This window comes from Arcticibacterium sp. GJ41-1 (assembly GCF_055808875.1).
Map to the genome: position 1 here is coordinate 3,812,804 of NZ_CM147888.1, position 15,789 is coordinate 3,828,592.

17 protein-coding genes are annotated in these 15,789 nt (G+C 36.2%); 14 read left to right on the forward strand and 3 right to left on the reverse strand.

The genetic code is table 11. From position 1 onward, the window contains the following. Window positions 1-167: 167 nt before the first annotated feature. The gene (locus AC0L6O_RS15840) at window positions 168-824 is read right to left on the reverse strand and encodes a hypothetical protein (protein WP_473303696.1); all 657 of its coding nucleotides are present in this window, start codon (window positions 822-824) and stop codon (window positions 168-170) included. Window positions 825-1,161: 337 nt separating this feature from the next. Between AC0L6O_RS15840 and AC0L6O_RS15845 the strand changes: the two genes are divergently transcribed. From AC0L6O_RS15845 to AC0L6O_RS15910, 14 genes are all read left to right on the forward strand, one after another. After that, window positions 1,162-3,567, forward strand: coding sequence for a family 78 glycoside hydrolase catalytic domain (locus AC0L6O_RS15845; protein WP_473303698.1), 2,406 nt, complete (start codon window positions 1,162-1,164; stop codon window positions 3,565-3,567). 28 nt (window positions 3,568-3,595) lie between these two features. Further along, window positions 3,596-4,480: a LamG domain-containing protein gene (locus AC0L6O_RS15850; protein ID WP_473303700.1), complete on the forward strand. Its 885-nt coding sequence runs from the start codon at window positions 3,596-3,598 to the stop codon at window positions 4,478-4,480. 129 nt (window positions 4,481-4,609) lie between these two features. Next, on the forward strand, window positions 4,610-5,197 hold the full coding sequence (locus tag AC0L6O_RS15855) for a DUF6515 family protein (RefSeq protein WP_473303701.1): 588 nt from the start codon (window positions 4,610-4,612) through the stop codon (window positions 5,195-5,197). Between the two features lie 287 nt (window positions 5,198-5,484). Continuing rightward, window positions 5,485-5,898, forward strand: a complete 414-nt coding sequence (locus AC0L6O_RS15860; protein WP_473303702.1) for a hypothetical protein — start codon at window positions 5,485-5,487, stop codon at window positions 5,896-5,898. A gap of 115 nt (window positions 5,899-6,013) precedes the next feature. Further along, complete coding sequence (locus AC0L6O_RS15865; RefSeq protein ID WP_473303704.1) at window positions 6,014-6,877, forward strand: helix-turn-helix domain-containing protein; 864 nt, start codon at window positions 6,014-6,016, stop codon at window positions 6,875-6,877. A 48-nt stretch (window positions 6,878-6,925) separates the two neighbouring features. Then, window positions 6,926-7,717 (forward strand): MBL fold metallo-hydrolase, encoded by a 792-nt coding sequence (locus AC0L6O_RS15870; RefSeq protein WP_473303706.1) that lies wholly within the window; start codon window positions 6,926-6,928, stop codon window positions 7,715-7,717. Window positions 7,718-7,727: 10 nt separating this feature from the next. After that, window positions 7,728-8,648, forward strand: coding sequence for a ketopantoate reductase family protein (locus AC0L6O_RS15875; RefSeq protein WP_473303707.1), 921 nt, complete (start codon window positions 7,728-7,730; stop codon window positions 8,646-8,648). Beyond that, a complete protein-coding gene (gene hxpB, locus AC0L6O_RS15880; protein ID WP_473303708.1) occupies window positions 8,645-9,301 on the forward strand; it encodes a hexitol phosphatase HxpB in 657 nt (218 codons plus the stop codon). The genes AC0L6O_RS15875 and hxpB overlap by 4 nt, the downstream gene beginning before the upstream one ends. A 65-nt stretch (window positions 9,302-9,366) precedes the next feature. Further along, window positions 9,367-9,903 carry a dihydrofolate reductase family protein gene (locus AC0L6O_RS15885; protein ID WP_473303709.1) on the forward strand — a complete coding sequence of 179 codons (537 nt, stop codon included), beginning with the start codon at window positions 9,367-9,369 and terminating at the stop codon, window positions 9,901-9,903. Between the two features lie 215 nt (window positions 9,904-10,118). After that, window positions 10,119-10,844 (forward strand): metallophosphoesterase family protein, encoded by a 726-nt coding sequence (locus AC0L6O_RS15890; protein WP_473303711.1) that lies wholly within the window; start codon window positions 10,119-10,121, stop codon window positions 10,842-10,844. Window positions 10,845-10,942: 98 nt separating this feature from the next. Then, window positions 10,943-11,350: an OsmC family protein gene (locus AC0L6O_RS15895; protein WP_473303712.1), complete on the forward strand. Its 408-nt coding sequence runs from the start codon at window positions 10,943-10,945 to the stop codon at window positions 11,348-11,350. Between the two features lie 42 nt (window positions 11,351-11,392). Further along, window positions 11,393-12,100, forward strand: coding sequence for a hypothetical protein (locus AC0L6O_RS15900; RefSeq protein ID WP_473303713.1), 708 nt, complete (start codon window positions 11,393-11,395; stop codon window positions 12,098-12,100). Between the two features lie 317 nt (window positions 12,101-12,417). After that, complete coding sequence (locus AC0L6O_RS15905; protein WP_473303715.1) at window positions 12,418-13,188, forward strand: TlpA family protein disulfide reductase; 771 nt, start codon at window positions 12,418-12,420, stop codon at window positions 13,186-13,188. A gap of 201 nt (window positions 13,189-13,389) precedes the next feature. After that, complete coding sequence (locus AC0L6O_RS15910) at window positions 13,390-13,887, forward strand: hypothetical protein (protein WP_473303716.1); 498 nt, start codon at window positions 13,390-13,392, stop codon at window positions 13,885-13,887. Between the two features lie 398 nt (window positions 13,888-14,285). On the opposite strand, the gene AC0L6O_RS15915 is transcribed toward AC0L6O_RS15910, so the two are convergent. Continuing rightward, complete coding sequence (locus tag AC0L6O_RS15915) at window positions 14,286-15,302, reverse strand: hypothetical protein (RefSeq protein WP_473303717.1); 1,017 nt, start codon at window positions 15,300-15,302, stop codon at window positions 14,286-14,288. A 14-nt stretch (window positions 15,303-15,316) separates the two neighbouring features. Continuing rightward, window positions 15,317-15,721 carry a hypothetical protein gene (locus AC0L6O_RS15920; protein ID WP_473303719.1) on the reverse strand — a complete coding sequence of 135 codons (405 nt, stop codon included), beginning with the start codon at window positions 15,719-15,721 and terminating at the stop codon, window positions 15,317-15,319. Between the last annotated feature and the right edge of the window lie 68 nt (window positions 15,722-15,789).

A 15,789-nucleotide genomic window follows, 5' to 3' on the forward strand; every position in this document is an offset into this window, starting at 1 on the left:
CGAGGTCAAAAAGACCTCACGGAGCGGGTTTTGGCTTCTTAGACTTTTAAAGTGATGCCATTTAGACATTTAAGATTTAATTTTAACCGAACATATTGCGGTCTCAATACCTAAAGGTCAAACCAGTCTACCGACAGGCAGGAAGACCTCTTGGGGCGGGGCGATAGTCATTTTATTATCAAACTATCAACAGTACTTCTATGATATCCATCTTTGGGATAAATAAAAAATCTGACAGAATAAATCCCTTTATTTAACTTAAAAATATTATTGTCAAATGAATAAGTATAAGATGGGTTTTCATTACCAATCTTGACATTTTCACTATAGTAGAATTTTAATGGAATAAGGCAAATAGAGTTGTCAATAAACTCTGGTTTTGAGACAAAGTCCTTAATCCGATTAAAATTATTAGTACAATCAATATTAAAGTTAATATCCAATTGTTCAGACAAATAGCGAAATTCCTTAATTATATCATCTTCCTGTTTAGTTATCACTAAGAATGAATAATCAATTTCTTTGTCAACGCCTGATTTATTTAGAACTTGAGTCTTAATTGAATAAAAGTCATTATCTGATTTTGTCTCTATAATTAGGTCCAAAAAGTCTCTCTCCTTCGTCTTTAAATTATCAAAATACTGATTCGTTGATAACCTTAACTGATAGCTAGCCAATATAAAACCAAGTCCTGTTGCAACGATTTCTGCATATTGGCTTATCAAAGATTTGGTATCATATGCCCAACATGTAGCAAATAGCAAAATCCCAATAATCATCAAATAAGCCAAAAAAAATATCATCGAATTTTCACTCTTTTTCATAAGTATTTTTTCATTTCTTATAACGATTGGGTATCTACACCAAAGGTGCAGATACTATTCTTAAATGGATACTAATCTAACAGCTTTTTCATTACCGCCAAACCTTTTATTGACAACGCCGCCTTTATACATTAATCAACTAGCGGTTAAACTTGATTAAAAAACCAAAACCTTCAAAAAAATAAACCTCATAAGTATGACAAACTAGGTCATTCTAGACCTTATAATTTCTTTCTTTTGACCAAAGCTTTATATTTAAGCTTCTCAATTGTCGGTTTACCGCAATCCGTTTTAACCTCAACCCTATCGCCAGTTTCAGCTGGCCTAGAAACCTAATATGACTCAGCATCTAAAAACCAGTATTTTAACTATACTTTTAAGCGTCTTTGGCCTTACTGCCGCCATTGCTCAATACGCCAATCATACCCTGCCTCAACACCCAGACAAATGGAATGCAAAATGGATAAGCCACCCAGATGTGGACAAGACCGCTTACGGACTCTTACATTTTAGAAATACTTTTAACCTCGATGCTGCTCCTGCTTCTTGCATTATTCATGTTACGGGAGATAATAGGTACAGACTTTATGTAAACGGAACCGAAGTTGGTTATGGCCCGCAACTAGCCGACCCTAGACATTGGCGTTATGAAAGCATTGATATAGCTACGTTTCTTAAACCTGGCAAAAACATTATTGCTGCCGAAGTCATGAATTGGGGTGCAGACCGCAGCCATGGGATTATTTCTTTTCAAACTGGTTTTTTGATTCAAGGAAATTCAGACAAAGAGACCTTTCTTAATACCACAGACGAAGGCAACTGGAAAGTTTTAAAAAATGAATCTATTGAAGAAATCACTGTACACTGGCGTGGTGGTGAAAAAGCTATAGTAGGAGGTTTTTATGCAGCCAACCCTACAGATTATATAGATGCTAGCAAATACCCTTGGGGCTGGCAAAAACTAGCTTATGATGACAGCAAATGGGTGAAACCGTCCATGATATTTTCGGAACCTAAAACCACTACAGGTTATGGTCATGGATGGATTATGCAGCCAAGAACCACAGAAATTCAGACAAACAGAGATGAGAAATTCACTAAAATAGCTCGAACCGACTTAAAGAAACTGCCTAAAGCTGATAGCCCTTTCGGTCAAAAAACAATTACTATTCCGGCTAATTCTACGCACAGTATATTGGTGGATGTAGGATATGAAACCATAGGTTACCCAAAACTTGACCTTTCAAAAGGAAAGAACAGTGATATACTGGTCACTTACTCCGAAGCACTCTATGGCGAGGGTAATTTAAAAGGAAACAGAAACGATTTAGAGGGCAAGGTCATAAAGGGAATTCATGACCATTACACCATGGATGGCGGTGAGCGTAGGGTATTTCAGCCTATATGGTTTAGGGCTTACCGATTTGTTCAGCTTGACATCACCACTAAAGACGAGCCGCTGGTAATTAATGACTTTTATAATGTTTATTCCGCATCAGAATTTCCACTGAAGGCTAGTTTCCAGACTGAAAATAGTGACTATGACGCTATTTGGGACTTGTGCTGGAAAACCATGAAACTGTGTGCTCAAGATAATTTGATAAGTGATGCCTATTATGAGCAAATGCAGTATGTGGGAGATTTACGTCCGCACCTAAAAGCCTGGACAGCCCTAACTGGCGACCTTACTTACTTTCACAGTGCCATGGAACAGTTTAATAATTCCAGGTTACCCGACGGAAATATAACAAGCTGTTATCCATTAAAAGCCACTTTTGTGCTGCCTACTTATTCCCTTATCTGGATTGATATGCTGCATGACCTCATGATGCAAGAAGGCGACAAAAAACGCATAGAACCTTACCTCGGTGAGATTCAAGAAGTCTTTGATTATTACGAAACCTTGATTGGTGAAAACGGTTTGGTAGGCGAATCTGAATATCAGATGTTTATTGATTGGTACGCCCCAAAAGAAGGCGTAAAATCGCTGAGTAATAAAAGCGACAAATCGGCAATTTTGACTTTAAACTACGCCTATACTTTACATAATGCTGCAGATATTTTGGAATGGTTAGGCTACAGAGAAAAAGCTAAATACTACAGAAGTGAAGGTACAAAGTATGCAACAGTTACTCGGAACTTATGTTTTGATGCGGTTAAAGGCATTTATAAGGATAATCCTGAAGCAGACTTCTATGACCAAAGAGCCAGTATTCTTGCCGTTTTGACCAATGCTCACAGCCCAGCAGACTCTAAAAAATTGATGCAAAAAGTATTGAGTAATGAAACTGACTTTGATAGCTACGCTAACCTATTCTACCATTTCTATATGTTTGAGGCCATGGAAAAGACCAATGAAGGTAACTTCACAGAGGCTCTAGCTCCATGGAAAGAAATGATAGCTATGGGCATGTCTGGTACGCCAGAAAAAAGATTGGAACAAAACCCTCGTTCTGAAGTACATCCATGGACCGCCCATCCCTTACACTTTTACTTTAGTGTGGTGGCAGGTATTAAGCCAACTAGTGCTGGTTTTAAAACAGTAGAAATTTCTCCAAACCCAAGTGATTTAAAAGAAATAAAACTCAGCTACCCTACCATCAATGGAGATATAAAAACAGATTTTCATTTTGACAATAATGAAAACCTGACAGGCTCTATTAGTCTTCCGGATGGCGTAAATGGTGTTTTAAAATGGAATGAGAAAGAAATTGTTTTGCATGCAGGGTTTAATAAATTATGAAATTAAACAATCAGCCACATTTAGAACAATGAGAAACATTCTCGAAAAAACATTCTTCACCCTTTCTATTACAATTCTTTGCTTCCAACACGGAAAAGCTCAAGAAATACTATCAAAACCCAATATTGATTTAATTGAAAATATTCAATCTACCGATGGATTTACTGCTTTATGGAAATTTGACGAGTCTTCTGGCAAAAAAAGGAAAGCAGTAGGAAAAGGTAAATTCCCTTTAGAAGAAGCTAATGGAAAAATAGAACGAATAAATGAAGGCCCGGTTTCAGGTTATTCTATAAAACTGGATGGTGACAATTACCTTAGTTTACCGCATATAAAAACTGGGAAACTAAATATTTATGGTGAGAATTCTCAAGTTACTGTCATAGCCTGGCTCAAATGGACAGGTAAGCAAACTAGTTTTGTAGGAGGCCTATGGAATGAATACCAAGATGGCGGAAAAAGACAATACGGTCTGTTTGTTTCTTTACCGCATTATAACGGTCGAAATCAGGTTTGTGGACATATTTCAAGCTCTGGCAGAGCCACTCCCCCATTCCCCTTCTCTATAGATTATTCTGCCAGTGGACAGATTGTACCCATTAATGAATGGTTTTGTGCTGCCTTTACGTATGATGGCACTTATATCAAATCTTACATGAATGGAGAATTTAAAGCACGTGAACCTGAATTGATTGATCACACTGTAGGTTTTGAAGAATATCCAGAAGGTTTAACACATAGTAAAAACCCATATTACTTCCCAGATGGCATGGGAAACAACGGTTCCGATTTTACCGTGGGGGCTGTTTTATTAAAACGGGGTATGGGCAATTATTATAAAGGGCAAATTGGCGGCTTAGCTGTTTTTGACAGAGCCCTTACAGAAAGCGAGATTAAAACTCTCAGTTGGTGAGATTTACAAAAACGTAAGGGTAAAAGTGCTTTAAACTATATCCTTAACTATTGTTAATTTTATTAAATAGATTAAACCTTTCTTTTCGTCATTCGTCTTAAGTGCATTAAAAGCTTAAAACAAATAATTATGAAAAGAGTAATCAAAATCACCTTAGCACTGGCATTAATTTTCGGTTTTTCTGTAAACGGGTTTTCACAGCGAGATAAGCAAAGAAACTCCACTAGCAAAACGGTAGTCAATAAAAAGACAGTAGTGACCAAAACAGTGGTACCGAGAAAAAACGTAGTTTATAAAACCACCAAAAAGAAAGTGGTAACAGTACGTACACTTCCAAAACCTGCCACTGTAGTTAAACATAATGGTACATCGCTTTACTATGACAATAGTCGATTTTACAGACTAAACGGAGGTAGGTATGTACCTGCAATTCCGAGTGTTGGTTTTCAAATTAGAACATTGCCTTTAGGTTATAAAACCGTGAGTCTTCGAGGTGTAAACTATTTCTTACATAGTGGTATTTACTACGTCAAAGTCAACAACTTTTATAAAGTAGTAAACCCTGAAATAGGTACTGTGGTATATGAGCTACCAGCAGAAACTGAAAGAGTGAGTTTGAGCGGAAGGTCGCTTTATGAATTCAACAACGTTTTATACGAAAGAATACAAACCAGAGGGACACGAGCCTACGAGGTTGTTGGATTTATAGAAGGTTAAACCCCTCCTTAGAAAAGCCTATATTTGGTACTTAAACTTAGCTACGCAAAGTCAAGAAGACTTTGCGTAAATGTCTTTCGGTTTTCAGACCGATGATTAAAATTTAATTACACTAATAATATAGTCTAAACGAAAACCATAGAAATGATATCATCAAAACATTACGAGATGATTATTTTCAATAAAACTTTAGAGTGGTTTGAAGACCGAATAACAGTTCCACGAGGTCAAACCAGTCTGCCGACAGGCAGGAAGACCTCACGGAGCGGTGCCAAAAATTTTAAAACATGCCACAAAATCAAACACTAAACTGGGCTAAACAGCATCCTAAAAAGCTATTTCTGATAGACGGACTTGGGGCTTGCCTTTCTGCCTTTTTATTAGGCGTGGTATTAGTGAAGTTTGAACCACTTTTTGGTATACCTTCAGATACGCTTTATTTTCTAGCTCTCCTGCCCTGCATTTTTATTCTTTTTGACGTTTATTGCTACCGCACAAATAGTAAAAACACCGCAAAGCACCTCATTGCCATAGCTTTTATAAATATTGCTTACTGCATTCTCTCATTCGGTTTTATGGTTTACCATTCCGACACTATGACATCGCTTGGGTTTGGGTATGTCATTCTAGAAGTTATTGTGGTACTGGCTGTGGCGGCATTTGAAATTAAGGTGGCGAAAGGTATTGGCTTTGAAAATTAACTTCTAAAAGTTGTTAAACTAGAACTTAAAGCTTTGCATAATTGTAAAATATACTACTAGACATTCTAAGAAAATGCATCTATTCCAGTTTCCTGAACAAAAAATACTTGATAGAATGAAGAACATAGTTCATTCTGAAGTAACTGATATAGAATGGCCTAATGTGGTGGTTAACGCTAAGAACACAAAGTATGAAAAAATCATACATGAAAGTTCATTCAGCATATTCACAAATGAGAAAGGCAGCCTAAGGTTAAACGCCAATAAAAGAGACCTTAAAATTTGCGAACAAACTTTTTATATTTCTAATCCATACGAGTCATTTAGGTATGAAATTGATTCGCAAGAAACTGTTGAAACCTTTAATATTCATCTTAATTATAATTTCTACGCCAAGGCTCTCTATGCCTCGCTAAACTCAAATGAAAAACTTTTAGAAAACCCTTTTGACTGCAATACAAACTATGTTTTCACTAATCAATTACATGTCAAAAACTCTGATTTCAAAAGGATAATAAAGTCTTATCAAGAAGATGAGGAGGAAGTCTTTCTGGCACAAATATTAACGAAGAGTCTGCATGTAGACCAAAAGGAAAAAAGAAAGCAACTTCAAATTCCGGCAGCTAAAAAGTCAACGAAAAAAGAACTTGCCAGAAGAATGTATATAGCAAAAGACTATATCTACAGTAATTATTCAAATGCCGATTTATCTGTCAAACAGCTATCAGAAGAGGTTTCTATGTCGTCTTTTCATTTCTTAAGAACCTTTACCAAAATGTATAAAATATCGCCATATCAATACATCAAGGCGGTTAGGATAGCAAAGGCGAAGCAATTACTAAAAGATACATCTGTATCTATAAACGAAATTGCATTTTTGGTAGGTTTTAAGGAAGCCACTGCCATCTACCCAATTCTCAAAAAACAACTAGCAAAAACACCTGAAAAGTACAGAAGAGAAATTAGCAATTTTGAATAGCCCTGTGCCTTGTGGTTGAATTTACATTTGTCAAAAAGCAATGTAAATATGGAAATTCAATTAATTAGAAACGCCACCGTTAAAATTAAGTTTGGCAACAAAACTTGGCTTATTGACCCATTTTTGGGTGATATAAACAGTCTTCCGCCCTTTGCAGGAAAATCGCCTAACCCCACAGTACCTTTACCTTTCTCTATTTCAGAAATATTACACGATGTAGATTATGTACTTTTAACTCATCTGCATCCTGACCATTTTGATTCAAAAGCGAAGGAGCTTATTCCTAAATCTATGCCGTTTTTTGTTCAAACAGCTGACGCTGAAAACATAGAATCATGCGGTTTTGAAAATGTGACAAGCATTGACCACGAAATCAGTGTTGATGCTATTAAAATTTCAAGGGTAATTGCTCAGCATGGTGAAGGAGATATTTTAAATGTCATGGGAGCGGTATCTGGGTATGTCATGGAAACAAATGATGAACCTGTGCTTTACATAACTGGAGATACCATTTGGTGCGAACCAATCAAAAAAAATATAGACCAGTTTAAGCCAGAAATTGTTCTGTGCAATGCTGGTGGAAACAGTTTTTACCCAGAGAGCAACCCTTTCAAAACTTACCTCGACATAGAACGTTCTTTTAAAGTAATCATGGATGAAAAACAGGTTTTAGAGCTCTTAAATTACAAAGAGGAAACCACCGTAATCACTGTCCATATGGGTGCATTAGACCATGAAACTGTCACAAGGACACAAATGAAAGAATTCATAAAGGCCAGCAACATTGACATGAAAAGACTCCATGTACCAGAAGATGGAGAAATCATTAAATTAAATTAAATTAAGTAAAATGAAAATTTACATTGTAGGAGCCGGAGCTATAGGAAAGGCACTAAGTGTTTTTCTCCAACAAGAAAATAAAGATGTAAGTATCATTAGAGGAAGTGTAGACCACGGCCTTGCTGAAAGAAAAAGCATTAAAGTGGTTAACCAAAAAGGAGAGATTTTTGTACAAAACATAACTACTACCACCTTTAGTCAAATCACGGAGATTAATGGTATTGTCTTAATCACCACGAAGGCCTTTGCCAACTCTTTTATAGCTGAGAAACTCAAAGCTATAAAAGGTGATTTCCCCATTATTTTACTACAAAATGGTTTAAACATAGAAAAGCCGTTTAGTGATTTTAAAGAGCTATATCGTTGTGTATTGTTTTCCACCAGCCAAGTTTTAGAAAATCAGGAGGTCTCTTTTAAAACGGTAGCTTCCTCTCCAGTAGGACTGATTAATGGCAATTTAAATACCCTAAGACAGCATGTAAGTATAATTAACACCCCTCATTTTGCTTTTGAAACCGACACTAACATTTTAAAACACGTTTGGGACAAAGTCATCATAAATTGTGCTTTTAATTCCATCTGCCCTTTAATTGAGGTTGACAATGGAATTTTTAAGAATAACAATGAGGCTCTAAAACTAGCCCGTACAGTTATTCAAGAATGTTCAAGTTTAGCTAATGAATATGGTATAAAAACTGATGCCAAAGGAATTGAGAAGAAACTATTACAGATAAGCGAGCGATCAGATGGGCAACTTATTTCAACATATGAAGACATTAGGAAAAACAGAAGGACAGAAATAGATAGTTTAAATCTTGAAATTTCTAAACTTGCAGATAAATTAGGAATGCCCGAAATAGTCCAAACCACAACCCTTTTGGGCAAATTAATAAAGCTAAAATCTGAGATTCTTCTAAATCAAAAAATATGATTCCAAAAATTCATCAAGGTTTGAAAGGTTTTATTTTTGACATGGATGGAATAATTATAGACTCCGAGCCTCTCTGGAAAAAAGCGGAAAAAGAAGTTTTCTCTTCTTTGGGTGTAGAGCTGACAGAAGAACTATGTAAAATCACCGAAAGAATGACCACATCAGAGGTTACTGAATTTTGGTTTGAGAAGTTTCCTTGGGAAGGAAGAACTTTAAAAAGTATTGAAAATAGTGTGGTAGAGCGAGTATCTGAACTTATTAAAGAAGAAGGAAAAGCCATTAAAGATGTTAAACATTTCCTGAAGATAATAAGGCTAGCTGGATTTAAAATTGGTTTAGCCACCAACTCGCCCGCTGTACTGATTCCTGTAGTTTTAGAAAAATTAGGCCTTTCTGATTATTTTGATGCCATAGCCTCCTCAGAATTTGAGTTTGAAGGAAAGCCAAACCCCTCCGTTTATATGACAGCCCTACGAAAATTAAACCTTGATGCGAAGGAGTGTATCGCAATTGAAGATTCAAATTCAGGACTAATGGCTGCCAAAAGAGCCGGCTTGAAAACTGTAGCTTTAAGTTCTCAAAATAAAATGAGCGAATATGCCGACCATCAAATCCATCATTACAAGGAATTTGATTTTTCATTAGTAATATAAATAGCATTTTTTCGACAGAAGGGTTTTCTATTGACATCAATAATATTAGTTTCAAAATCATGAACATGAAAAACAAAGTATTTATAGCCACTAGTTTAGACGGATACATTGCAGATGCAAATGGAGAAATAGATTGGCTACATGCTATCCCTAATCCTGAGAACAATGACATGGGATATACCGAATTCATGTCAGAAATAGATGCTCTAGTCATGGGAAGAACCACTTTTGAAACCGTATGCGGTTTTGAGATAGACTGGCCTTATCAGAAACCAGTTTTTGTGCTTAGCAACACCTTGACTGAAATCCCTGCGGAATACGAAGGCAAAGCAATGCTGATAAAAGGAACCCTAAACGAAATTCTAGCACAAATTCATGCGAAAGGCTTCTACAGCTTATATATTGATGGTGGCAGCACTATTCAAAACTTCCTAAAAGAAGACTTAATAGACGAAATGACCATTACCATAATTCCCACGCTATTAGGCGGTGGAGTTTCACTGTTTAGCAAGCTGGCAGAGAAATTAAACTTTGCATGTATAGATTCTAAAATCTATTTGGATAAGGTGGTTCAGAATCGTTTTGTGAGGTATAAAACATAGTATTTCAAAGTTAAAACACCAAAGTTTTAGCCTTCCTGACACTAAAACAAAAAGGCTTTTCCAAAGGAAAATTTTATGTATTAATATTTAAAAAAAGGGCAAACAGCCAACCAGGAATATTAAATTATAGGAATTAAAACCAGCCGATTAATGTATAATTCATACTACTCTATGGCTTTTAAAACCAATATATTTACACCATAAGATTTTAGAAAATGAAAATAGCTTTCTTCTCAGATATACATGCCAATTTACCCGCCCTTGAAGCTTTTTTCAAGGATATTGAATCAGAAAAAGTGGACGCCATTTACTGCTTGGGAGACTTGGTAGGTTATAATGTTTGGCCAAACGAAGTGGTAAATGAAATAAGAAAAAGGCTCATACCTACCATCATGGGAAATCATGACGAAGCTTTGCTAAAACCAGTTACTGATGAAGACAAGCCTTCAAACAAAGGCCTCACAAGCACCATGATCAATGATGACAATAAAGATTACCTCATTAACCTGCCTAGGCATTTAACCCTAAACTTTGTCACCAATGAGGAGCCTTTTAACCTGCTAATGGTTCACGGAAGTGTGAAAGCAATAAATGATTATATGGTGATAGACTACCCTGAAGATGAGGTTATAAGCATGATGGAATTTCATAAAGCCGGTGTGCTTTTATGCGGACATACCCATAAACCTTTTCATAGGATAATTGAGGACGGAAATTCCTTCAAACATGTGGTAAATATTGGCTCTGTGGGCAAACCTAAAGACGGCGACCCAAGAGCTTGCTACGCCATTTTAGAACTAAATCAGTCAATTTCTCCTAAATCAGACAGCTTGAAAGTTTCCTTTAAAAGAGTGGAATATGATGTTGAAAAAGCAGCAAAAGCCGTAGAAGAAAGTCATTTTGATAAGGCCTATGCAGAAGCTTTAAGAGTAGCTAAATAATCTTTATCCACCTTAAGTGACAATACTCATATTTCCTTTCCATAAGCTATTGTAATTTCACAATAAACAAATGAAGTTATGTGCTTCAAAAGAAAACCATGAACTATCAAATCAAAGCTTCTTCCACCTCAAATCAGGATGCTATCATTCATATAAAGGAGTCTAATATTGATTTTGGCACTACCCCAAAATCCGCTGAAAGCTTACCAAACCCTGCTGAGCTTTTCTTAGGTTCTTTTGCGGCCTGTATGCTGAAAAATGTGGAGCGTTTTTCGGATATGCTGAAATTTAACTACACCAAAGCTACCCTAGAGGTAAATGCCGTTAGACTGACAAATCCGCCAAGAATGGACAAAATAGAGTACCATTTGACTATTTATAGCAATGACAAAAACCTTAATCCTGCCTTGCTAAAGAAGAACCTTGAAAAGTTTGGTACCATCTACAATACCGCAAAACTATCTTGCACTATTTCAGGTACAGTAAGTACCTTAGAAAATGATTGATTGTTTGTCTTAACTTTGGCTAGTCTTAATTGAAAATAATCCATGTCAGAAACAAGGCTTAGCCAGATTGATAATAAAAAACTAGAAGCGGAGATAGAACAGCTCAAACTCGAACTAGAGGCTATTGAAATTCAGACCTATGCTTTTGAAACAACGCTTCGTTCGCATTTAAGTGATTTGATAATAGAAGCACATGAGCTTTATGTGCTATACAAGGAAATTAAGAAGAAGAAAAAGGAAAAACGACTAGAACAAAAAAAGCGAGGTAAGAATTATCAAGAACCTGTTGGCTTAATAAGCACAAAAAAAACAGAGACGAAGCTAGCTACTTCAGAAGAGCAAAAGGAGAAAAAAAGGCTTTACCGTGAAGCCATGCTTCATGTACATCCCGACAAATTCTTCATGAAAGAAAACGAAACGGATATAGCCACAGAACTTACCGCCAAACTAATAGAAATTTATAAAAATGAAAGTTTGGAAGCATTACAAGCCTTTCATGCTCACATTTTTGAAGGAAATAGCACTTTAACGCTAAGCGATTCTGCAGCCAATGTCAAAATCACTTCTACAGAAAACTATCTTGCCCATGAAAAAGAACGATTAAAAAAAGCAATTGACCTAGCTAAAAACAACCAACTTTATAAAGTCTATTCGGAGTATGAGAACCCTTTGACTTTTGTGGAGGAGTTAAAAACGTATTACGAAAATCGAATTTCCAAATTGAAAAACAGAACGAGGAAAGGGATTTAGTGGGTTCTAGCGTATGGAGGTTCTCGACTGTCGCTCGAACTGACATTGGTATATAACGAGAGTTGTCAGTTCGAGTGAAGACCCTGCCTGTCCTCAATTCAGCGGATAAATAGGCAGACAGGGAGAGCTGTCTTTTTAAGAATATTAATTCCGCAAAGTACCTGACCGAGACTGTGCTAGCTGAATAAAAACGACCGAATAATAAATATAAGGGTTGCTTTCTTACAGGTATTCTGTTTTGATATGGTTTTACTTTATCTTGTAATTGAAATATAATATCGCAGGGTTCCTAAAGAATATTCTGCTACAGGATACTAATGAAAATACAACACATACTTACCACATTCTTCTTTCTGACATTGATTTTCTCTTGTCAAAAAAAAACGGAAACCCTTGACCCTAAAGTGGATGCCAAGAAACTTGAAACTAACTTTATGGAATGGTGGACATACTATAATAAAAATATTTCATTGACCTCTAATTTTGAGGCCATAGATAGTAAGTCTGAGAAAGTTGAAAAAGCCGATTTTTTAATGGCTTTATCTAGCGGTAACTACATTCCTTTAAAAGTAAAGTCTAAAGATAAAAGTGACCTTTATAAACTCTATGAGCTAAACTCACACGCTTCAAAAGACATCATCCAAACTATAAAAAATGAATCTTTAACGGCACTAAATCATTTCAAACTAGAAAGTATGACCTTTCCTGAGTTTGATTTTATTGACCTAAATGGAAATCATTATACCAACGAAAATACGAAAGGTAAAACGCTAGTTTTTAAAACTTGGTTTATTGGTTGCTCAGCTTGTATCGCCGAATTCCCTGAGTTAAATGAACTCGTAGAAAAACACAAAACACGTAACGACATCCTATTCCTGAGTTTGGCCACAGATTCAAAACCCGATTTAGAGAAGTTTTTGAAAAAGAGATTATTCAAATATGAAGTAATTCCTAATCAAAAAGAACTCATTGAAGAGACTTTAAACTTACAAGCTTATCCTACTCACATCATTGTTGGTGAAAATGGAAACATTAAAAAAGTAGTCAATAAGTCATCAGAAATGATTTCATATTTGGAGGACATTTAAGAAAACAAAGCCCCTACCCTCCTTTCCCTTCAGCAGCGTATTCTAAGAGGTTCAATTCCACTTCTGCTCTATATACAGCGAAATAAAAACGACAGAATAGTAAATTTAAGGTTTGCTTTCTTACGGATTTTCTGTTTGATATAGTTTTACTTTATCTTGTATTTAGATATAAAACATTAGACTAAAGAAACACATAAGCTCATGAAAAAAAGGAAAGGCAAAGCAGCCAAAGCCCAAATTAAAACCCTGAACGAAATACTTAATCAAGAACCCGTTTATCTAAACGATTGGGAGGAGAGTAAAAAAATTGGGCTATTAGCTGCCTTTGAAGATATTCATATTTCAAAAGAAAACTATGAAGCTACTGAAGCCCCCCCTCATCTAGATGAATCGCATTGGTCTGCCATGAAATATATGATGGATAGTACTTTAAGAAAATACAAAAACGTAAATATACTTTTCGCATCATCTAGCAGAAGTGGTTATGGTGGCTATGTTTGGGTACTTTTTGAAGAAGACGGCAAACTCTATGAAGTCAATGCCACCTACGCTTCTATTTACGGACTTTCAGAACAATGGAATAAAGAACCCGTTGTTTTAAATGAACTACAAAACAGACTAGAAAAAGGGACTTTTGGAACTTCCTGGAATCAGGAAAATGTGTTTGCTGCTGAACTAAGGGCTTTTCTTGGCTTGTAGAGCCTTTGCTTTCTAAAACGCATTTATGAAATACTGCAGAGACCCTGACGCAGACTCTAAGAGGGGAAAAGTGGGTTCAAGTGTATGGAGGTTCTCGACCGTCGCTCGAACTGACATAGCTATATAAAAAAAACAGTCGAGAATTGTCAGTTCGAGCGAAGACCCTGCCTGTCCTCCATTCGGCGGATAAATAGGCAGACAGGAATAACAGTCTTTTTAAGGACAAACACCGCAGAGTACCTAACGGAGACTGTGCTGGAGGAAAATTTAGTCGATTCAAGTGTATGGAGATTCTCGACTGTCGCTCGAACTGACATAGCTATATAAAAAAAACAGTCGAGAGTTGTCAGTTCGAGCGAAGACGAGAACAGTCTTTCAAACACAATCCTAAAGGGTCCCTAACGGAGACCCACTAGAGGAAGATAGTTTTCCCCCTCCTCAAAGACGTGAAGTTTTTGAGTGTCATCCCAGACATACATTTTGTTTGAATGAAATTTAGGTGCAGTTAGATTACCGTCTGTATCCAGCAGGTAGTACCAAACATATTCACCGGTCAGCTTATCTATAGCTACTGCATATCTACCATAACTGTCATCGGTTATTGCCCAAAGTTTACCACCATGAAGAGTAGGCTTATTGGAAAATTTTACTCGTATAGTGTACTTCTCTGTAGGCGTATCTTTATATAGAATACCTCCTTTCTTATATAAGGACTCTTCAATCTGCCTTGTTTGCAGATTAATTTTAAGGTAATTGACATATGCGATGTCGTCTTCAAGGATAATCCAATTGTTCAGTTGCCCGGTTTCCAGTTCAAGCCATAATATTTTTTTGCCCGTTAGTACAATGAGTTGGTTGTTCCAAACCTCGACAGCCAATACCTTTCCAGGCCGTCTGCCAAAAAGTTCATCGTTGAAATAACCTATATCGGTGACATCTAAACTCCAAATTTCCTTGAATTGCAGATCACAACAAAAAAGGGTTGAGTTGTCATTCAAATAAACCAAAAGTGTCTCTGAATTCAAGAATCCGTAATAATTACTTACCTCATACGGGCATGCTATATCTGTTTGGTTTTCTAAATCAAATAGCCTTAACCCTTCCATTTTTGAAATACATCCGATATATAGGTTTCTATTGACAGAATTGTCCAAATCGAGATTGTATAAGGTATTAGAATAATTATAAACCTCTTTTAACTGAGGTAAACTAAACACTTTTGTAAAGGACTCTTTTTGCCCAATACATATCAAAAAAGAAGGTTGAATAGTCATGCTAAAAACATTATCTAGCTTAAGATCGGCAATCAAACTTTCTGTATTATCATATACCCTAACCCAACCTTCATCTTTATTAGAGCAAGCCATATAACCATAATTTGCTCTAAAAAGGGAATATGAATTTTCGATTTTCATAAACTTTAACATACTTAATTGATTATTTCAAATATTGAATCAAAACTACTTCCAGATAACTTGTTGATTAATAAGTCAGCATTCTCTATATCTCCACCAAAAGACGCTTTAATATTATTTACGGCCTTAGTATCATTGAATAATCCATTTAACGCATCACCCGCCACCCATTTATTAGTTGTGTTATCAAAAGAGCCTAAGGCATTCAGAACTTTGGTTTTCAAATTTGGGATGTCTGAGATTTCACCAGTTTTCTTAAATTTCCATTGAATATTACCCAAACTTTCCATATTGGCCAAGTCTTTCAAAAACTGCTCTTGAAATTTAGAAGGATAAAATGTCAACCAACCTAAACCCAGCTCTGCAAACCTTCCAGCTTCTTTGCCGCGTTCACAAACCTCTGGTTTGTGAAAAGACATAATCTCTATGGCATTTCATCTTAAGTTTCAATCACCAAATTTAACAAAACCCCAAACCTCCCCCCACC